Raw genomic sequence first — 18,832 nt, 5'->3', positions numbered from 1 at the left:
CGCACCATACAAGCGACCACCGACACACACCGCTCGAGGGATCGAGCTATCCCGGCCGTGAACGACCGGGCTTGCGCCGAAGATAGTGCGGTCAGAGGCGGAACAGATCGAAGTCCTTGTCGCGCTTGCGGGGCGACCACGCCAATACGTAGTCGTTGTCGTCGCCCGGTTCGCGCGTGGCGATGACATGGTAGGGCGTGAGATGGAAGGCCCGGGCGAAGCTTCGCACCACCTTCACTCCGAGACCGGTGTCCACCACCTTGCAGAAGAGGTTCATCACGGTTCCGTCGAGGTCGTATCCGGCAGGGGGCTTCCCGCCGAGGTCGTTGCCGTCGTAGTGCCCCACCCCGCGCCAACCGAGGTGCTCGTCGAGCGCGTCCTGCCCATGCTCGAAGAGTCGCTGGTCGTCGGGGTGCGAGAGATCGGCGGTGAACGTCCAGCATTGGAGGACCAGCCAGCCGTGATCGTCGTCGGGGACAGGGAAGTAGCCGTCTGCTGCGCTCTCCTCGGTGAAATTGTCGAGGAACTCGGTTGCTGTGGGTTTGTCCGGCCATGTCCGACTGCGTGTCGAGTGGAAACGTGTCCTTCCCTTGGTGCCCACGGCGCCCATGTGGGTCCGCACTCCACTTTTCTCGCTCCACGCCTCGCGGTAGTGCAATACACCGTCGTCATCACGACGATATGTCTTGATCATGGCCATGGCATCGAGTATCGCAACGGGTTCCGACGGCGGCAGCCTTCAGCCGGTGCTGCGCTGTTCGAGACGCCTGTCCAGCCCGTCGACGATCAGATCCAGCTCGAACTCGAACTGCTCGACTGCGCGGGACTGCGCTTCACGGCTCAATGCGAACCCGTGAAGCAGCGGAAGGTCTTCCGGCGATCCGGCTTCCACCGTTCGGACGACATCGTCGACCTGCGGATCGGTGGCTCCCGACGCCGCGGCGATGTCCTCGCGCGCCGCCGCGTGCGCGATCACGGCGAGGAGCGTGATCACACGCCCCGCCTCCTCCGCGTCGAATCCTGCGCGCACCAGGCGTTCCATGATCCGCTCCACTGTCGTGAGAGCGCCGAGATCGGTCATTCCGTCGAATCGGATGTAGACGATGAGGACGCCCGCCGCCGTCAGCGCCTCCTTCATCGCTCGAGCGCACGACCGCAGCACCTGGCGCCAGTCCTGACCTTCCGGTGTGTCGACGCCGCGGATCGCGGATTCGAAGACATCCAGCGCCACCAGTTCGAGCAGGCCCTGCCGGTCGCTGACGTAGTAGTTGAGGGCCTTCCGGTCGACACCCAGTTCGTCTGCCACGGCTTGCATCGTGAGCGTGTCGGGGGCGAGCGATCGTGCTGCGGCCACGATCCGATCGCGGCTGATCTTGCTGGGCCGGCCGCGGCGGCGCGTACCCGCGCTGCGGACCATCTCCTCGCTGCTCACCCGGCAAGCCTACGATCTCCGGCCCCGCCGCAGGATTCCCCTCCTCCCGTCGCGCCGTTCCAGGCCCCTGACCTGTATGTCCGTTGTTTCGATGGATGTGGGAGAGAAATTCTTCCCATGCGGGAATTAATACCGTATTCTCTCAATCGGATATCCGGTTCCCGCACGGCACAGCCCAGCCGTTCGCCCCAGGCCGTGCTTCAAGATCCCGTGTGCGACGACGCCGTTGCGCACCCCGAAGAGGAGGCAGACTTGACCGGTTTCGACGAGATCGATTTCTTCACCGACGCATCCCTGGTGGAAGATCCCTACCCGTATTTCGAGCACCTTCGTTCGAAGTGCCCAGTCACCCATATGCCCCACCACGGAGTGGTCGCGGTGACCGGCTACGAAGAAGCCGTCGAGGTGTACCGCAACCACGAGGTGTATTCGTCGGCCAACGCGTTCCTCGGACCGTTCCCGCCACTGCCGTTCACCCCCGCGGGCGATGACATCACTGCTCAACTCGCCGCGCACCGCGACCAACTGCCGTTGAACGAGCACATGGTCACGATGGATCCGCCGGAGCACACGGCCCAGCGCGCCCTCCTCAAACGACTCCTGACGCCGAAGCGGCTCAAGGAGAACGAAGAGTTCATGTGGCGCCTCGCCGATAAGCAGATCGACACCTTCTTCGAGAGCGGCCGCATGGAACTGCTCAACGACTACGCGAAACCGTTCGCGCTGATCGTCGTTGCAGACCTCCTCGGCGTTCCGGAAGAAGACCACGACCAATTCCGCGACAAGCTGCTCACCGCGACCGCCCGTACTCTCGACGAGAACGAAGAGCTCCAGGTCAATCCACTCGAGTGGCTCGACGCCCAGTTCAGCGGCTACATCGAAGACCGTCGCAAGAGCCCCCGCGCCGACGTCCTGACCGACCTCGCGACCGCCACCTTCCCCGACGGCACCCTGCCCGAGGTCATCGATGTGGTGCGTTTGGCGACGTTCCTGTTCGCCGCGGGACAGGAAACCACTGCCCGACTGCTCAGTTCGTCGATCCAGGTCCTCGCCGAGCGACCCGACATCCAGAAGCAACTGCGCGACGACCGCGAACTCATCCCGGCGTTCATCGAGGAAACCCTCCGCGTGGAGAGCCCCGTGAAGACGGACTTCCGCCTGGTGCTGAAGAACACCACACTGCGGGGCATCGATCTCCCCGCGGGCACTCCGGTCGCCATTCTTCCCGGCGCCATCAACCGCGATCCGGACCGCTTCGAATGCCCGGCAGAATTCCGCGTCGACCGCGAAAACCTGCGTGAGCATATTGCTTTCGGACGCGGCGTGCACTCCTGCCCGGGCGGTCCGCTGGCACGTGTCGAAGCGAAGGTCAGCATCGAGCGGTTCCTCGACCGCATGGACGACATCCAGCTCGACGACGCGGAGCACGGACCCGAGTCCGATCGAAAGTTCACCTGGGAACCCACCTACCTCCTGCGCGGGTTGAACAACCTGCACCTGAAGTACGACCCGATCGGCTGATCACCGAAACGTAGGAATACCCGGCGCAGCAGCCCTCGGGGGCTGCGCCGGGCTCGACACCAGCCCCTGGGAGAGCAGATGAAGGTCACACTGGATACGGATCTCTGTGAAGCACACGGCCTGTGCGAAGCGAGTGCCCCGGAGTTGTTTCGACTCGGCGACGAGGACATCGTGACGATCCTCGATGACAACCCCGCACCAGAGCTTCAGGACGCTGTGCGCAGGGCGGCGGGAAGTTGTCCACGGATCGCCATCCAGATCGCGGAAGACTGACGCCGGGCCCCTTGCTCACATCCTGATGTGGCGGACGCCGACTACCGCTCGCCGCAACTGATGGCGGACGGGCGGCAGTCGGTCGTGGGTGAGATCCAGGCCCGCTCGCGCCGCGATGTCTTCGACAACCTCGTCGATCGCGCGGCCGTCGGTGTCGACGTGTTCAGCGAATCGTTCCGAGGCAAGCGCAGTGACGCAGCGCTGGATCTGTTGTATGGCCCAGGTCTCCTCCCGTCCGACTGCACGACCAAGCCAGTAACCGGTGCGGGCCTGTAGTCGGCGGCGGAGGGTCTCGGGTGATGCAACGAGGGAGAAATGCCGGACTTCGACATCCTCGGCAGCCAGGCCTGCCATGATCTCGTCGAAATAGTCCGGTTCCACCAACGTCATGGGCACGATGACCGGACCGTCGTGGGCAGCGATCGCGTCGGCAAGTGTTGCGATGACAGCCGATCGCCACTGGGGGCGGTCCTGGAAATCGCCTCGCGCAGACGCGGGAAGCATTTTGTGGACCGCGAATCCGATGAGTTCGGGATCAGCGACGTGCGAACTCGGGGCGCGTCGATTCAGCTCGAACGCGGTCTGCGTCTTTCCTGCACCGAACGCCCCGTTGATCCAGATGAGCATTTCGCCGAGCATAGTGGTGCGCTGGCCGCGCCGTTGCTTCTGGAGTCACGTGTGAACTTTCCTCCGGCACTACGGCTTCCCGTTGCCTCACGACCAACGGAAACCCGAACAAGCGGAGGAAGGTTCAGCCGCGCGCCATGTCCACGAATCGAGACAGATGCAGCTGGTGCGCGACCGTGATGGTCGCGGTGGGTCCGTTACGGTGCTTGCCGACAATCAAGTCGGCCTCGCCGCCACGCGGGTCGTCGCGTTCGAAGGCGTCGGGACGGTGCAGCAGGATCACCATGTCGGCGTCCTGCTCGAGGCTGTTGTGCACCGAGACGCCGTCGGCCACGAAATTGTGCGTGCCCGGGACAGTTCCGTCGAAGACGTCCTGCTCACCGAGGCTCGTGATGGAAGCGATCTCGTCCCAGTACACGTTGTTCGTGGCGACCATGTCGATGTCGGCCTCGTCGAGCACACCGGCCACCTCGGCCAGGCTGGAACGCGAAGCCGCTGCACCGACGAGCTCGCTCGGCGTGAACCGCTCGACCGCAAGGAGCCTTCCGAGCGACGCCTCGAGTTCGGGGGTGACACCGTCGGCGCTGCGCCGCGTCAGCGTGGGCCCGAGCTGCGTCAGCACCCACTGCGCTGCCGTGCCGTGGGCACCGACGTCGTGCAGGAACACCGCCTGCCCGTCCGGGTCGGTCACGCGCAGGTCGTAGCCCGACGCGGTTTCGGTGATCTGTGAGAACACGCCGATCCGCAGCAACAGGACGGCCAGATCGTCGACGAATCGCCGGTCGGCGGTCGAGTACCGGATCATCGCCTGCTGCGCGTCCAAGTCCCAGGCGAGGAGGCCGCTGTCTTCCCACACGTGGCAGAGCAGCGCAGCGACCTGATCCTTCGGCAACGCGAACGCACGCGACGGCACCGCGGCATCGGCGACAGCCTGGAGGGCGAGCCCGACGATCTCGTCTTCGGTAGAGGTGACCATGTCGATCGGTGCGGGAAGAGCACGCGGCACCGCGACACGCCCGCCGACCATCAACTCGCCGAGAGACATCCAACCGTCCACGGTGAGGAACGGGTGGTTCGCCGTCGCTTCCACCTGACGTCCGGATGCGAGCCGCAGCCGGAACACTTCCTTGCGGCCGCTCGGGAAGACCTTCGTCATCGGCCGTGCGACCATGCGCATCCGCTCGTCCAGCGACCACACGAGCGGCTGCTCACCGGTCTCGAGAAGCTCCCCGAGAGTGACCTCCGCGCCGGTATCCGCGCGCAGGATCCGGGTGGACGCAGGCAGGCAACCCGACTCACGGAGGTCGGACACCTGCGGCTTCTTGTCGGTTCGCTGCTCGGGACCACGGTTGAGCTGACAGACCGCAATGACAGGAACTTCGAGTTCCTTCGCGAGGAGCTTGAGGCTTCGCGAGAACTCGGAGACTTCCTGCTGACGCGACTCGACCTTCTTGCCGGATGTCATGAGCTGCAGGTAGTCGATGACGATCAACTTGATGTCATGTTTCTGCTTGAGCCGCCGTGCTTTTGCGCGGATCTCCATCATGGTCAGGTTCGGTGAGTCGTCGATGTACAGCGGTGCTTCGCTGATCTCGCTCATGCGACGCGCGAGGCGGGTCCAGTCGTCGTCGGTCATGCGACCGGATCGCATGTCGCCGAGCTTGATCTTCGCTTCCGCGGAGAGCAGTCGCATGACGATCTCGGTGCGTCCCATTTCCAGGGAGAAGATGACAGAACCCATGCCGTGCTTGATCGAGCACGACCGCATGAAGTCCATGCTGAGCGTCGAGTTGTGGGTGGGCACCATCGCACGACCCGCAAGGTACATGTGATCGCCGTCGACCTCGACGCAGCGCACCGGCACCGACTTCACCGGCCGCACCGCGACGATGCGCCGCTCGGCCGGCACCGGAACCCGGCACTCCTTGTGCAGTAGAGCCTTGCTGGGCAGGACGAAGACGTCGTCGTCGGTCTCGAACGCCACCTCGCCCCCGTCGACGGTGAAGGTGTGGCCCAGGCCCGCGATCAGTTCGGCGACATCGTCGACGAGACGTGCACAGTCCGAGGCGAATCGGATGGTGCCGTCGCCGTCGATGGTGCCCCCGGCGTCGAGAAGCCCGGCCAGCAGGTCGCGGCGCTGTTCCTGCGACGCCCGCAGATACGCAGCGGGGATGTGCGCACCGAGCGCCATCAGCGCCTCGGTGCACCCGCCTTCGCCTTCGACGCGCATGTGGACGTGCGGATCGGACGACGGGCCACCGAGCCATGCACCGAGCGTGAACGGCGGAACGGGCAGGTCGGCAGCGGGCATCCGGAGGGGAGCAGCGTTGACGACGGCGTGATCGTCGTCGAGAGTGGCAGCGAGCTCGACGGTGGTACGGACAGCTCCGTCGGAGGTGCGCCACTGATGCTGGGCGTCGGCGACGAGCACCGTGCCGTCGGAGAACACGACATCGAAGCACGGGCGCCCGTGCATGACCTCGGTGGCCGCGACGACGCAGGTCGGCGCACCGTCGGCGTCGAGCAGTACGTCGCCGACCGCGACCTCGCCCATGGTGGTCCACCCGCTGGGGGTGGGCAGGGGAGTATCGAGTGCGAGTGCCTTACCGACACCGGGACGTGCAGCGATGATGATCATCTGCCCGGCGTGCAGGCCGTTGGTGAGTTCGTCGAGCTCGGCGAACCCGGTGGGTACCCCGACCGAGATGCCTCCGCGGCTGGCGATGGAGTCGATCTCGTCCATCGTGGGCTGCAGCAGTTCTTCGAGGGGAACGAAATCCTCGCTGGTGCGGCGTTCGGAGACATCGAAGATCTCGGCCTGGGCGCGATCGACGACCTCGGCGACATCCTGCCCCTCGGAGCCCGCATACCCGTACTGGACGATGCGAGTGCCCGCCTCGACGAGGCGGCGCAGGATGGCCTTCTCGGAGACGATCTCGGCGTAGTAGCCGGCGTTCGCGGCGGTGGGGACCGTCTGGGTGAGCGTGACGAGGTAGGCGGGGCCACCGATGCGCTTGAGTTCGCCCTTGCGATCGAGTTCGGCCGACACCGTGACGGGGTCGGCGGGCTCACCTCGACTGTAGAGATCGAGGATCGAGTCGTAGACGAACTGGTGCGCGGGCTTGTAGAAGTCGCCCGGGTGGAGCACCTCGAGGACGTCGGCGATGGCGTCCTTGCTCAGCAGCATCCCGCCGAGCACGGACTGCTCCGCGACATAGTCGTGGGGAGGCTGACGCCCGAAATCGGTTTCCGGTTCGTCGGGCGGTCCGGAGTACTCGGAATGGCCTCGATCGTCCACAACTGCCAACGCGATACCGCCCTTCCGAATCCCGAACCAAGCACGGTCATGCCCGGCCGACGGACTTTCCGCAGTCGGCTCCGGCCCCTGCGGCCCGGACCCACAATCCACGTTCTACCCGTCCCCACCGACATATCCGTGGGAGTCGTGTGCACGACGTTAGGGACCTAAATGCCGCTCACCAAATCGGGTTGTGCACACATCTGTGGATGAACTGTGGAAACACGTGGACTACGTTGTGCACCCTCTGTGGATAACCTGGGGAGAACGCATGTCACATCGCGCATTTACCCAGTTCAGAGCGCAAAAATTGCTCTTCACAACTGTGGAGCAAAAGAATTTCGGCGTGTCGTGGCCATATCGACGGCCGGGCGTGTCCGTCGTTTCGTTCCAGAAACGATATGTTGTGGATCACATACGAGATGAATTCCACAAGTTTCATCCACATGTTGTGCACAGACGGCGAGGAGCCCCGCGCGATGTGCGCGGGGCTCCTCGAAAACCTGGATCAGGCAGCGACGACGTTCAGCGTGAACTTCGCGGTGACATCCGGGTGCAGCTTCACGACGACCTCGTGCTTGCCGGTCGCCTTGATGTGCGCCTTGGGCAGCACGACAATGCGCTTGTCGACAACCGGGCCACCGGAAGCCTTGAGCGCGCCGGCAACGTCGGCAGCGGTGACCGAGCCGAACAGCTTGCCCGAGTCTGCAGCGGTCTTGACTGCCAGCGAGACGCTGTCGAGGCCCTCGATGGCGGCCTTGAGCTCCTGCGCGTGCTCGAGGCCGCGCACTGCACGGGCCTCCTGTGCACGGCGGATACCCGCGACCTGCTTCTCGGCGCCACGGGTGGCGACAATGGCCAGTCCGCGGGGCAGCAGGTAGTTGCGGCCGTAACCGTCCTTGACCTCAACGGTGTCGCCAGGCGCACCGAGGTTGTCCACGTCGGCGGTGAGGATGAGCTTCATCGTGTTTCCCCTTTCCTTAGCGAGTCGTCGAGACGTAAGGAAGCAGAGCCACCTCACGGGAGTTCTTCACAGCAACAGCGATATCGCGCTGGTGCTGCACGCAGTTGCCGGTGACGCGGCGAGCGCGGATCTTGCCGCGATCGCTGACGTACTTACGCAGCAGCGTGGTGTCCTTGTAGTTGATCTGCACATTCTTTTCCTTGCAGAAGGTGCAGACCTTCTTCTTCAAAACCTTCTCGCGCGCGGGCGACTTAGGCATGGTCTTTCTCCGTACTTAGATGTTCCGATCGAAGGTCGGATCAGAACGGGGGCTCGTCGTCCCCGCCGCCACCGAAGGAGCCACCCGCAGGAGCATTGCTCCACGGGTCGTCCCCACCGACGTTGGCGTTGGAACTGGGGCGCCCACCGCCCGATCCACCGGAGGAACCACCGAAGCCGCCTCCGCCACCGCCGCGACCGGCCTTGGTGACCTTGGCCGTGGCGTAACGGAGCGAGGGGCCGATCTCGTCGACCTCGAGCTCCACGACAGTGCGCTTCTCGCCTTCACGCGTTTCGTAGCTGCGCTGCTTGAGCCGGCCCTGCACGATCACGCGGGATCCTCGAGTCAAGCTCTCGGCCACGTTCTCGGCTGCCTCACGCCAGATGTTGCAGCGCAAGAAGAGAGCCTCGCCGTCCTTCCATTCATTGGACTGACGGTCGAACATCCGGGGCGTGGACGCGACAGTGAAGTTCGCGACCGCAGCACCCGACGGGGTGAAACGCAGTTCTGGATCGGCGGTCAGATTGCCGACCACGGTGATGACGGTGTCGCCTGCCATGTGGTTCCTCCTGCAGTGTGTGGAGTCCTGATGCGCCAGAGCCTACGGCCAAGCGCCGACAGGCTCACTTTCCGAGGCGCAGAACCTTGGTGCGAAGCACCGACTCGTTCAGGCCGAGCTGACGATCCAGCTCTGCAACGGCAGCGGGCGTCGCGCTGATGTCGACCACCGCGTAGATGCCTTCGGCATTCTTGGCGATCTCGTATGCGAGACGACGCTTACCCCACACGTCGACCTTGTCGACCTTGCCGCCTTCTTGGCGGATCACGTTGAGGAACGTCTCCAGCGAGGGAGCGACAGTGCGCTCATCCAGGCTGGGGTCCAGGATGATCATCAATTCGTAATGACGCATAAGACCTCATCACCTCCCATGGACTGTGAACGGTCACGGACGATCCGTGACAGGAGGGTCGTTGCGTCAGCAACCCAAGAAGGGTACATGACCACCGCTTGACCAGCGAAATTGGCTTAGGGTGAGGACATGCGCACGAGCCGATCACTTCCCACGCTCGTCGCGGTGGTCACGTGCGCGCTGATGCTGTTGCTCGGCTACCTCAACAAGGCCCGCTGCGCAGGTCCGCCCTTCGATCTCTTCGGACGCTCGATGCAATTCGACGAGGTCAAGGACGCAGCCGTCTGCTATTCCGACATCCAGCAACTGTGGCTCGGACGCGGGATCAACCTCCATCAGTTCCCGTTCGTCGACGGCGGAATCACCGCTGCGGGCAATCTCACAGGCGGCACCGTCGAGTACCCCGTGCTCGGTGGCGTCCTCATGTGGGTGGGTGCACTGTTCGCGAAAACCGACGCCGACTTCCTGCTGCACTCAGCGCTGCTACTCGCGCCGTTCGGGTTGCTCACCGCGTGGATTCTCGGACGGATCGCGGGATGGCATGCCCTCTGGTGGTCGGCCACACCGCCGCTCGTGTTGTATGCGTTCTTGAACTGGGACCTTCCGGTGGTCGCGGTGACGGTCCTGGCCATCACGGTCGTGGGTACGCGGCGATGGTCCCTTCGTACCCGCGGGATGATCGCCGCGGCGCTTCTCGCCGTCGGGTTCTGCCTCAAGCTCTATCCCGGGCTCTTCGTGCTGCCACTGCTCGCCTATATCTTCACCGGCGGCGACGCCGACAGCGATGACCCCGCGCCGACCGGGCGACGCGACCTCGGCGGCGCACTGGCCGTGGCAGGCACAGCTGTCGCGACGGTCGTCGCGGTGAACCTGCCGTTCGCGATCCTCGGTTTCGAAGGGTGGCGCGCGTCGTTCACGTTCCAGCAGAACCGAGAGGCGGACGCGACCAGCAACTCGATCTGGTACTGGGGACTGCGCCCACTGATGGGCAACTACCAGGGGCACGACGTCACCTCCGAATACAACGACGTGGTCGCGCTGGCGTCGCCGATGTTGATGCTCGCGGCGTTCGCGCTCGCGATGTGGCTCGGATGGCGCCGCTACCTTCGCGACGGCACCTATCCGTGGCTCCCGGTGGCCGCCGCGGTGCTGTGCGGATTCCTGCTGCTCCACAAAGTGCATTCACCCCAGTACACGTTGTGGCTGCTGCCCCTGTTCGTGCTATTGCGCATCCCGTGGCAACTCATCGCAACGTATCTTCTCGTCGACCTGTCGATGGGGATCGGGATCTTCCTCTGGTTCGACGCGACCGCCGGCAACATCGACCCGGCACTGCCGCTGACTCTCGTCCACATCGGGGTCTGGGGGCGCGCACTACTGTTGGTCGTGTTGTTCTTCGTCTTCGTCAACTCGTCCGAGCGCCACACGCCGGAGAGGCGCAGGCAGGACGGCCACGATCGCCCACTCACCAGTACGGCGGATGCGCGATGACAGGCGACGAACCCGCCGCACACCCGCGACCCGAGGAGCGCACCGGCACATGAATGCCTATCGACAGTTCCCACCACCCGGACCAGGGCCGGGCGCCTACGGTTCTCCGTTCCATCCGTACGGCCGGCCACCGGAGAACAACCTGGTGTGGGGCATCGTCGCTACCGTGGTGTTCTGCATGCCGATCGGGATCGTGTCGTTGGTCAAGGCGTCGCGGGTCAACAATCTATGGGCACAGGGACGTTTCGACGACGCGCACCGGGCCGCACGTTCGGCGAAGACCTGGGCGATCTGGTCGGCGGTGATCTGGGTTGTCGGGCTGATCGCGCTCGTCGTGGCCTATTTCGCTTTCTGGGCCGCTGTCGTGGCCACGACGCACTGAGGACCTCATGGAACGCACCCTCGCACACCTGAAAGCTCCCGCCGCGGTCGCGGCAGGTGCAGCGTGCGCGTGCGCGTTCGTGGCGTGGGCCGACCCGACCACCCCGGGCGGGGTCATCCCGCCGTGCCCCACCTACACGATCTTCGGGATCCTCTGCCCCGGCTGCGGTGCGTCGAGGATGTTGTATTCGCTTGTGCACCTTGATATTCCGGTGGCAGTTCAGTTCAATGCACTGGGTGTTCTCGTGACGGTGGGACTGCTCGCCGTGTTCGGGGTGTGGACCGTGAGCCGTGTTCGCGGCACACCCATGCCCCGGTGGGAGCGATATCGGTGGGCCCCGCACATCGTGGTCGCAGTGGTCGCAGTGTGGTTCGTGGTACGCAACATTCCGGTCGCGCCGTTCACCGCACTGCGAATCTGAAGGGCTGCCCGGGCTGCCGGATCACCTGGTTCGGGTGAGGCGTCAGCACCTGGTGGTGGCCGATGCTGGTGGCAACGTCGGCGGCTCACGGATCGCATCGGCGGGCGGGCGACGAGACAAGGACGTGCCGATGACCAACAAGGAACTATCCGAGGTCGCGGCGCGTGCCTACATCTACGGGTTCCCACTCGTGTTCAACCTGGACCAGGTCGATCGATATGTCCGCGAGGGGATCGGTGCGAATCCTGCAGCGCCGTTCAACACCTTCTCCCACGCCCGGACCCTGGCCGGGCCCGCCGATACCTTCGTCACGATCAACAACGACACCCTGTACTCGATGGCGCAGATCGACCTGTCGGCCGGGCCTGTGACCCTACACGTCCCCGACACCGCAGGCCGCTATTACGTGCTGCAATTCGTCGATGCCTGGACCGACAACTTCGCCTACATCGGGCACCGCGCCACCGGCACCGCCGCCGGAGACTTCCTGCTCGTCCCACCCGACTGGACCGGCGAGGCCGCCGGCAGTACCACCGTGATCACCTTCCCCACCACGATTGCCTCGATCGTGGGCCGGTGGGCCTGCGCCGACGACGCCGACCTGCCTGCCGTGCACGCCTTACAGGACACGACCACGCTCACCCCGCTGGACTCCCGCGCGCGCCCGGTCGGCCTACCTACACCGGACTCTGCGGTCGATGCGGACCTGCTGTTCCTGGAAAAGCTGCGGCTGTGGTCGCAGGCGTTCCCGCCTGCACCGCGCGACCAGCAACTACAGGACTCCCTCGCGCCGATCGGGATCGGCCAGACCGGCGCCTCGCCATACATCTCGCCGGACGACCACACGGCCACCGCTTTACGCGATGGGGTGCGCGCCGGCGAGAAGAACCTCGACACCGCACTCACCCACGGGTCCAGTCCGCAGGTCAACGGATGGAAACTCACGCTGCACGCCTTCGACTACAACCGCGACTACTTCGAGGTCGGAGCCCTCGACGACCCCCGATTCAAGATCGCCGACCCCGAGCTACGGATCATCGAACGCGCCGCCGCAGCCAAGGGCGGGCTGTGGGGCAACCACGCCTACGAAGCCGCCTACATCATGACCTACCTCGACGAACGAGGTGAACAACTCACCGGCGACCACACCTACACCCTGCGCCTGGACCCCACCCCGCCCGTCGGGGCGTTCTGGTCGATCACCATGTATTCGGTACCGGACTTCTACCTGGTCGACAACCCCATCGACCGCTACTCCGTCGGGGACCGCACTCCCGGCATCATCTACGACCACGACGGCGCGCTCACCCTCACGATCAGCCACACCGCCCCTGCCGATCCCACCGCCCGTGCGAACTGGCTTCCTGCTCCTGCCGGCGAATTCCGGCCGGTGCTGCGGATGTACGAACCCGCCGACGCGGTCCTGGACCAGACCTATGTCGTCGCACCGATCACCCGAACCTGACCGGGCGAACGACATCAGGATGCCGCACGCGGCGACGAACCAGACCGACAGCGTCCGGGAAAGGGCAGATTCCGGATAGCTGCTCTCCACCGGTGTTCGCCGTCGATCACCCGATCAGGCCGCGCGGAGCGAACGCAGCGCCGCGTGCTGCTCGGCGCGTACCCGCCGGGGGCTGATGCCCATTGCGATCGCAGTCAGCTCGAGGTCCAGACCCACGATCGTGCGCAGAATGAGGATCTCCCGCTGGGTGCGGGTTCCGGCACCGCCGACGGGATGAGCGAATCGGGAGTCTGCGGCGTCGACAGCGGTCGCATAGGCAAGGCGTGCGAACGGCTGCTGGGCACCCGCTACCGACGACACCTCGGCGAGGATCGCGTGGCACACCTCGAGGGCGAGGCGGTCGGCCTCGGTGAACGAGACGCCGGTGTCGCGAGCGCGGGCACGGCAATAGGCGGAGGCCTGGGGATACAGCTGTCGCAGGAGGGCAGGCATCGCAGCGGCGTCGCCGGCAGCCACCGACCAGGCGAGCTCGCACATCGTGAAGTGCCCGAGTACCCCGTTGCCGCGCACAGTCGTCATTTTCCCTCCCTCCGCTACAAGACTAGGACGACCTCGGCGCCTCTGCCGTCCTCCGATCCAACGAGACCGAATCGAAAGAAACCGGTCGGGACGCCTTCGGTGCCGCACGCTGGTGCGCCGGTTTCAACCATCCCGGTAGCCACCGCGGGTGCGCATCGGGTGCCTGGTCCAAAACGCCACCGACCGGATCGTCGATGAATCCGTACCGGACGGGATCGTCGACCGGACGCCGGATCTGCCACAACACCACCGCGCACAACGCCAGGACCGCGATGTCCCGGATCAACACCGTCGCGGTGAACCACTGCTCCGGCACGCCCTTGTTGTCGGGGCCGAGGTAATAGAACATGCGCGGAACCCACACGAGCGCATCGACCGTCATCCAGGCGAGCAGCACCCTGCGGTGCGGTATCGCGAGCACCGCCAGCGGGACCAGCCACAGTGAATACTGTGGGCTCCACACCTTGTTCGTGAAGAGGAAAGCTGCCACGAGCAGGAAACACAGCTGCGCCAGTCGTGGGCGCCGCGGCGCGGTCAGCGCAAGCCATCCGATCGCGGCGCATGCGGTCGCGAACAACAGCAACGACACGCTGTTCAGGGTGGACGGTGACCAGTCGGGCCATCCGACGAACGACCGCAGCACGTTGTAGATCGAATCGGGATCGGCGCCGCGATCGGAATTCAAGCGGAAGAACTCGTACCACCCCTGCGGATAAAGCAGCATGATCGGCAGATTCACCGCGAGCCACGTGCCCGCAGCGGCACCGAGCGTCCGGAAGAATGCCCGCATCTTCCCGGTGCGCAGGCACAACACCAGCAGTGGGCCGAGCAGCAGGAGCGGATACAGCTTCGTCGCGGCACCGATCCCCAGCAGCACACCCGCAAGCACGGGGCGGCGGCGGGCCCACGCGAGCAGACCACCCGCAGCGCAGGCCGTGGCCAGGGCGTCGAAGTTCGTGAACGCATGGACCAGAACGAGCGGCGAGGCAGCGGCGAGCGCAGCATCCCACACTCGCCGCCCCGCTGACATGGCGGTGGCCCACACCGTCGCGAGCCATGCGAACGCGAGCACCAACGCGACGACGTTGAAGTAGATCGCCACCTGGAGCCCACCAGGCAACCACGACACCGAGTCCCAGGCCTTCGCGACACGCATCGATATGTACTGGTAGAGCCCCGCCACGACGGGGTACTCCATGTACCGGGTCTGCGTCTGCCCGTCCGCGCCGGGTTCCTCCCACGACGTGGCGTACGGAAACGCCCCCTCGTTGAGACGCTCCGCACCGTAGAGCGGAACGATGTCGGAATAGCACATCGCCACGTACTGGCGGTTGTTGCTCCAGTCCAACCCGGGTGCACCGTCGGGGCCGAGTGGCGCCTGCTGGATGCACGCGGCCTTCCCGAACCACCCCAACGCCAAGAACACCACCGCGAGCAACAGCATCGCCCGCAGCGGCGTGAAGAAGCGAGTGCGGCCCAGCATGGCGTGCCGGCCGACCGGCCCGCCGACGACTGCAGAAAGGCGCGACACCATCGGGTCGGTTCGACCCGGGGTGTCGCGCCAGTCCACGGAACGACGGTCGTCGGCGAGAGGCTCGGGAGAGACGTGTCCCCTGTGCGCGGCCTCCTCGTTGACGGTCACGCCGAGAGGTTACCCGGCGGGCTGGAGCTCGCCGTACCCTTGGCCGTTCGCCGCGCCCGGCTGATCGAACTGGGGAACCCGATTCGTGGTGGTGGGAACCGACGGCACGGTGGGATCGCTGCCGCCCGAGCCCCCACTCTCGGTTTCCTCCTCTTCGGAGGTCGAATCGTCGTTCGACAATCCACGTGACGGAGTCGTGGTGGCCGGGGCCTGCGCCACGCCCGGAATCGGGATCGTCACGCCCGGGAAGATCTCCACGTTCTGCGTCGTGATGTCGGGAATCTCCGGCAACGTCGGGATCGTTCGCGACGTCGACGGCTGATCGCTGGTCGCCGGTGCCGTCGTCTTCGCCGACCAGGTCGGCACACCGGACTCACCGGCGATCGAGCCCGGTTTGGGGAAGGACTCCACATCGGTGCCCTGAAGCGCCCCGTCCATCGTGTCCTTCCAGATGTCCGACGGCAGACCGGATCCGTAGATCTTGCCGCCCCAACTGTTCTCGATCGCTACGCCCTGCTCGGTGCCGACCCACACCGCGGTGGCGAGCGACGGGGTGTACCCGACCATCCATGCATCCTTGTTCGACCCGGTGTCGCCGAGCTGGGCGGTTCCGGTTTTCGCGGCGGACGGACGGCCACCGGCAAGGGCGTGCCCGTTCGAGTGGGCAGCGATCGGCGTCATGGCCGCGGTGGTGTTGTCGGCCACGGCGTCGTCGACCACCTGTTCGCCGCTCGGCGAGCCGCGGTCGAGAAGCACCTCGCCGTCGGAGGTGACGACCTTCTGCACGAAGTGCGGGTCGTAGTGCATGCCCGACGCGGCGAGCGTCGCGTAGGCCGACGCCATGTCGAGGACCCGCGACTGGTATTGGCCGAGCACGATGCCGTAGTTCGGTCCCACGCCGCCCGGCTCGGTGAGGGTCTCGCCGATGCCCGGCAGTTCCTTCGCGACACCGAGTGTGTGAGCCATGTCGGCGATGGCCTGCGGGCCGTCGTCCATGTCGAGCATCATCCGGTAGAAGCTCGTGTTCAGCGAACGCTTGAGCGCCTCGGCGATCGTGCACTCACCACACTGCTCACCTTCGACGTTGCTGATATCGATGCCGTTGACGGTGAGCGGACCACTGTCGTACGTCGTCGACAACGGCTTGCCCTGGTCGAGGTTGGCAGCCAGACCGAACACCTTGAAGGACGAGCCGGTCTGCAACCCTGCCTGTGCGAAGTCGTATCCGACACCGCTGTCACCGCCGTAGTACGCACGCACCGCGCCGCTGCGCGGATCGACGGACACCACTGCAGTACGCAGGTTCTCGTCCTCACCTTCGAGGTTCGACTGCGCGGCATCGACCGCAGCGGCCTGCGCCGTGGTGTCGATCGTGGTGGTGATCTCGAGACCCGCGGTGTTGAGAAGGTTCTCGTCGATGCCTTCGGCGGAGAGTTCCGCGAGCACCTGGTTCTTGATCAGACCCTCCGGGCCCATCGTCTGGTCGCCGAAGTCGAGCTCGGCGATCGGGACGTACGCCGGGTATTGCTTCGTCGCACGGTCTTCTGCATTGAGAGTGCCCGCGGACACCATGCCGTCGAGCACATAGTTCCAGCGGGCCTCTGCGCCCTCGGGGTTCTGTTCCGGGTCGAGCAGCGACGGCAGCTGGATCGACGACGCGAGGACTGCGCCCTCCTCCACGGTCAGATCGCTGACCGGCTTACCGAAGTAGGCGTTCGAGGCCGCCGAGATGCCGTACGCGCCTCGACCGAAGTAGATGGTGTTGAGGTAGGCGGAGAGGATCTCGTCCTTCGGCCACTGGTTTGCCATCTTCACCGAGAGGACGAGTTCCTTGGCCTTACGCGTCAGACTCCGCTCGTCACCGACGAGTGCCTTCTTGACGTACTGCTGCGTGATCGTCGAGCCACCGCCCGCGCTCTCACGCCCGAGGATGTTGTCGCGCGCGGCGCGCGCGAAGCCCGTGATCGAGAAGCCCGAGTTGCTGTAGAAATCACGGTCCTCAGCTGCGAGCACGGCGTTACGAACGTGCTCGGGGATCTGCTGCAGGTCCACCTCCTGGCGGTTACCTTCAGGCGGGATGATCTTGGTGATGACGCTCGATCCGTCGGCGTTGTAGATCGTCGACACCTGGTTGGTGACGAGCTCACCGGGACGCGGCACATCCTGCGCGACGTACGCGAGCATGAACGCGAGGACGGGAACGAGAATGCCCGCGGCGACCACCACGTAGCCGATACGCCGGATCATGCGCCACGGAATGCCCCGCTTCCGGCCACCACCGCCGGCTCCGCCACCGGGTCCACCCGTGGGAGGTGCCGTCGGCGGTCCGCCCGCGGGGGGACCACCGGTCGGACGAGACGCAGCAGCTGCCCGCGGCGGGGGCTGCCTGAGTGCCGCCTGTTCCTGGCTGTTCGGCGCACCGGATTGCATCCGGCGTGTGTGATCGGCTCCCGGCGCAGCACCCGGCGCACGGCGATCGGCGGGCGCGCCCTGTGCACGATCGGCGGGCGCGCCGGGGAACATCTGCGGCGGACGCTGTTGCTGAGGAACCGGGCCCGTGCCGGGTCGCATCGGCTGTCCTTGCCCCTGCGGCGGCAGTCGCCGGCCCTGCTGAGGTGGCGGTCCACCACGACCCGGCGGCGGACCTTGCTGAGGACCCGGTTGCTGGGGACCTGCCGGGCGAGGCCCCGGCTGCTGCGGGGGGAGCCCGCCACGTCCGGGTGGCTGCTGCGGTTGTCCTCGAGGGGGGAGCGGCGGACGTGCACCTGGACCCGGGGGTTGCCCCGACCCCTGCTGACGCGGCGGGGGCGGCAGCGGACGACCCGGAGCGGGTGCACCATCCGGTGTCGGCCGCTGCGGCGGGACGCCGGCAGGGCCGTTCGGCTGGGGCGGAACCGCCCGGTTGTCCTCGGGTTCGTTGTCGGTGGAACTCACGTACGTTTCTCCAAATGTCGGCGCGACGCGTTACGCCGCCTCCTCGATTCCGTCCTCGGACAGGTAGTCGACGACTCGGTCGTTCGGTCTTGTGCAGCTGTGTACACCGTCGGGCACGTCGATGTCACGTCGTCCGGCGCCCGTTCACTCGCTCGCGGTACGTCGATTTGCACCTGTCGATCGACGACGGGGTCGTTTCGGCGCGGGTTGCGCACCGAGAACGTACGACTGCACCAGGTGGTTCCAACTGCAGGTTCGGCATACCTCGACCACGTGGACGGAGAATTCCTCCTGGCTGGATGCCAGGCGGGTCAGCTCTTCGGGAGTGCGCGCAGAGCCGGAAACCGGTCCGAGCTTGTCGCCGAAGACCCACGAAACAATGGTCAGCTGCTCCCTGCGGCAGATGGGGCACACGACGTCGCTGCCCCTGCCGTGGAACTTTGCAGCTCGCAACAGGTAGGGACTCGCATCGCAGACCTCGGTCACGCCGCGTCTGCCCGAGTAGACCTCGGCGAGCAGCGACCGTCGCTGCAACGCGTAGTCCACCACCTGCCGCTGAGTTTGCACGGGATCCAGAGTACGTGCGGCCCCAGTGCAAGTGGGCGCGGAGTGCGCTCGGTCCTGAACACGGCG

The 18,832-nt window shown here is 65.7% G+C and carries 18 protein-coding genes; 6 read left to right on the top strand and 12 right to left on the bottom strand.

Annotation, left to right across the window (positions count from 1 at the left end):
• Nucleotides 1-91: 91 nt before the first annotated feature.
• Together EV641_RS26385 and EV641_RS26380 are read right to left on the bottom strand one after the other, a co-directional pair.
• Complete coding sequence (locus tag EV641_RS26385) at nt 92-700, bottom strand: hypothetical protein (protein WP_054718042.1); 609 nt, start codon at nt 698-700, stop codon at nt 92-94.
• Nucleotides 701-739: 39 nt separating this feature from the next.
• Nucleotides 740-1,432, bottom strand: coding sequence for a TetR/AcrR family transcriptional regulator C-terminal domain-containing protein (locus EV641_RS26380; protein WP_054718039.1), 693 nt, complete (start codon nt 1,430-1,432; stop codon nt 740-742).
• Between the two features lie 252 nt (nt 1,433-1,684).
• On the opposite strand from EV641_RS26380, the gene EV641_RS26375 reads away from it, so the two are divergent.
• Complete coding sequence (locus EV641_RS26375) at nt 1,685-2,953, top strand: cytochrome P450 (protein ID WP_132475993.1); 1,269 nt, start codon at nt 1,685-1,687, stop codon at nt 2,951-2,953.
• Between the two features lie 78 nt (nt 2,954-3,031).
• Entirely contained in the window at nt 3,032-3,226 is a 195-nt protein-coding gene (locus EV641_RS26370) for a ferredoxin (protein ID WP_054718036.1), read from the top strand.
• Nucleotides 3,227-3,241: 15 nt separating this feature from the next.
• On the opposite strand, the gene EV641_RS26365 is transcribed toward EV641_RS26370, so the two are convergent.
• The 6 genes from EV641_RS26365 to rpsF all read right to left on the bottom strand — a co-directional run bounded on the left by EV641_RS26365 (nt 3,242) and on the right by rpsF (nt 9,285).
• Nucleotides 3,242-3,853, bottom strand: a complete 612-nt coding sequence (locus EV641_RS26365; protein ID WP_132475990.1) for an AAA family ATPase — start codon at nt 3,851-3,853, stop codon at nt 3,242-3,244.
• Between the two features lie 124 nt (nt 3,854-3,977).
• The gene (gene dnaB / locus EV641_RS26360) at nt 3,978-7,151 is read right to left on the bottom strand and encodes a replicative DNA helicase (protein WP_132476011.1); all 3,174 of its coding nucleotides are present in this window, start codon (nt 7,149-7,151) and stop codon (nt 3,978-3,980) included.
• Nucleotides 7,152-7,659: 508 nt separating this feature from the next.
• Nucleotides 7,660-8,115, bottom strand: coding sequence for a 50S ribosomal protein L9 (gene rplI, locus EV641_RS26355; RefSeq protein WP_132475987.1), 456 nt, complete (start codon nt 8,113-8,115; stop codon nt 7,660-7,662).
• Between the two features lie 16 nt (nt 8,116-8,131).
• A complete protein-coding gene (gene rpsR, locus EV641_RS26350) occupies nt 8,132-8,374 on the bottom strand; it encodes a 30S ribosomal protein S18 (RefSeq protein WP_054718108.1) in 243 nt (80 codons plus the stop codon).
• A 40-nt stretch (nt 8,375-8,414) separates the two neighbouring features.
• Complete coding sequence (locus tag EV641_RS26345) at nt 8,415-8,933, bottom strand: single-stranded DNA-binding protein (RefSeq protein WP_054718110.1); 519 nt, start codon at nt 8,931-8,933, stop codon at nt 8,415-8,417.
• A gap of 64 nt (nt 8,934-8,997) precedes the next feature.
• On the bottom strand, nt 8,998-9,285 hold the full coding sequence (gene rpsF / locus EV641_RS26340; RefSeq protein ID WP_054718113.1) for a 30S ribosomal protein S6: 288 nt from the start codon (nt 9,283-9,285) through the stop codon (nt 8,998-9,000).
• 129 nt (nt 9,286-9,414) lie between these two features.
• Between rpsF and EV641_RS26335 the strand changes: the two genes are divergently transcribed.
• The 4 genes from EV641_RS26335 (at nt 9,415) to EV641_RS26320 (ending at nt 13,044) form a co-directional block, all read left to right on the top strand.
• On the top strand, nt 9,415-10,776 hold the full coding sequence (locus EV641_RS26335; RefSeq protein ID WP_132475984.1) for a glycosyltransferase 87 family protein: 1,362 nt from the start codon (nt 9,415-9,417) through the stop codon (nt 10,774-10,776).
• Between the two features lie 49 nt (nt 10,777-10,825).
• Nucleotides 10,826-11,158 carry a CD225/dispanin family protein gene (locus EV641_RS26330; protein WP_132475981.1) on the top strand — a complete coding sequence of 111 codons (333 nt, stop codon included), beginning with the start codon at nt 10,826-10,828 and terminating at the stop codon, nt 11,156-11,158.
• Between the two features lie 7 nt (nt 11,159-11,165).
• Nucleotides 11,166-11,579: a DUF2752 domain-containing protein gene (locus EV641_RS26325; protein WP_132475978.1), complete on the top strand. Its 414-nt coding sequence runs from the start codon at nt 11,166-11,168 to the stop codon at nt 11,577-11,579.
• Nucleotides 11,580-11,709: 130 nt separating this feature from the next.
• Nucleotides 11,710-13,044, top strand: coding sequence for a DUF1254 domain-containing protein (locus EV641_RS26320; RefSeq protein ID WP_132476008.1), 1,335 nt, complete (start codon nt 11,710-11,712; stop codon nt 13,042-13,044).
• Nucleotides 13,045-13,158: 114 nt separating this feature from the next.
• Here the strand turns inward: EV641_RS26320 and EV641_RS26315 are convergent, their stop codons facing one another.
• The 4 genes from EV641_RS26315 to EV641_RS26300 all read right to left on the bottom strand — a co-directional run bounded on the left by EV641_RS26315 (nt 13,159) and on the right by EV641_RS26300 (nt 18,766).
• Nucleotides 13,159-13,623 (bottom strand): RNA polymerase subunit sigma-24, encoded by a 465-nt coding sequence (locus EV641_RS26315; protein ID WP_132475975.1) that lies wholly within the window; start codon nt 13,621-13,623, stop codon nt 13,159-13,161.
• A 22-nt stretch (nt 13,624-13,645) separates the two neighbouring features.
• Nucleotides 13,646-15,265 (bottom strand): glycosyltransferase family 87 protein, encoded by a 1,620-nt coding sequence (locus EV641_RS26310; protein ID WP_132475972.1) that lies wholly within the window; start codon nt 15,263-15,265, stop codon nt 13,646-13,648.
• Nucleotides 15,266-15,274: 9 nt separating this feature from the next.
• Nucleotides 15,275-17,512 (bottom strand): transglycosylase domain-containing protein, encoded by a 2,238-nt coding sequence (locus tag EV641_RS26305; RefSeq protein ID WP_241997486.1) that lies wholly within the window; start codon nt 17,510-17,512, stop codon nt 15,275-15,277.
• Between the two features lie 831 nt (nt 17,513-18,343).
• On the bottom strand, nt 18,344-18,766 hold the full coding sequence (locus EV641_RS26300; RefSeq protein WP_158289218.1) for a DUF5318 domain-containing protein: 423 nt from the start codon (nt 18,764-18,766) through the stop codon (nt 18,344-18,346).
• Between the last annotated feature and the right edge of the window lie 66 nt (nt 18,767-18,832).

Source organism: Rhodococcus sp. SMB37, assembly GCF_004345605.1.
Classification (GTDB): Bacteria; Actinomycetota; Actinomycetes; order Mycobacteriales; family Mycobacteriaceae; genus Rhodococcus.
Note: the sequence above shows the minus strand (reverse complement) of the source record. Positions and strands in the feature narration are given on the sequence as shown.

Coding starts and splice junctions, on each gene's coding strand:
- EV641_RS26365 (WP_132475990.1), bottom strand. CDS start 3,853: ATGCTCATCTGGATCAACGGGGCGTTCGGTGCAGGAAAGACGCAGACC.
- EV641_RS26345 (WP_054718110.1), bottom strand. CDS start 8,933: ATGGCAGGCGACACCGTCATCACCGTGGTCGGCAATCTGACCGCCGAT.
- rpsR (WP_054718108.1), bottom strand. CDS start 8,374: ATGCCTAAGTCGCCCGCGCGCGAGAAGGTTTTGAAGAAGAAGGTCTGC.
- EV641_RS26330 (WP_132475981.1), top strand. CDS start 10,826: ATGAATGCCTATCGACAGTTCCCACCACCCGGACCAGGGCCGGGCGCC.
- EV641_RS26370 (WP_054718036.1), top strand. CDS start 3,032: ATGAAGGTCACACTGGATACGGATCTCTGTGAAGCACACGGCCTGTGC.
- rpsF (WP_054718113.1), bottom strand. CDS start 9,285: ATGCGTCATTACGAATTGATGATCATCCTGGACCCCAGCCTGGATGAG.
- EV641_RS26335 (WP_132475984.1), top strand. CDS start 9,415: ATGCGCACGAGCCGATCACTTCCCACGCTCGTCGCGGTGGTCACGTGC.
- EV641_RS26385 (WP_054718042.1), bottom strand. CDS start 700: ATGGCCATGATCAAGACATATCGTCGTGATGACGACGGTGTATTGCAC.
- EV641_RS26305 (WP_241997486.1), bottom strand. CDS start 17,512: ATGATCCGGCGTATCGGCTACGTGGTGGTCGCCGCGGGCATTCTCGTT.
- EV641_RS26320 (WP_132476008.1), top strand. CDS start 11,710: ATGACCAACAAGGAACTATCCGAGGTCGCGGCGCGTGCCTACATCTAC.
- EV641_RS26325 (WP_132475978.1), top strand. CDS start 11,166: ATGGAACGCACCCTCGCACACCTGAAAGCTCCCGCCGCGGTCGCGGCA.
- EV641_RS26315 (WP_132475975.1), bottom strand. CDS start 13,623: ATGACGACTGTGCGCGGCAACGGGGTACTCGGGCACTTCACGATGTGC.
- rplI (WP_132475987.1), bottom strand. CDS start 8,115: ATGAAGCTCATCCTCACCGCCGACGTGGACAACCTCGGTGCGCCTGGC.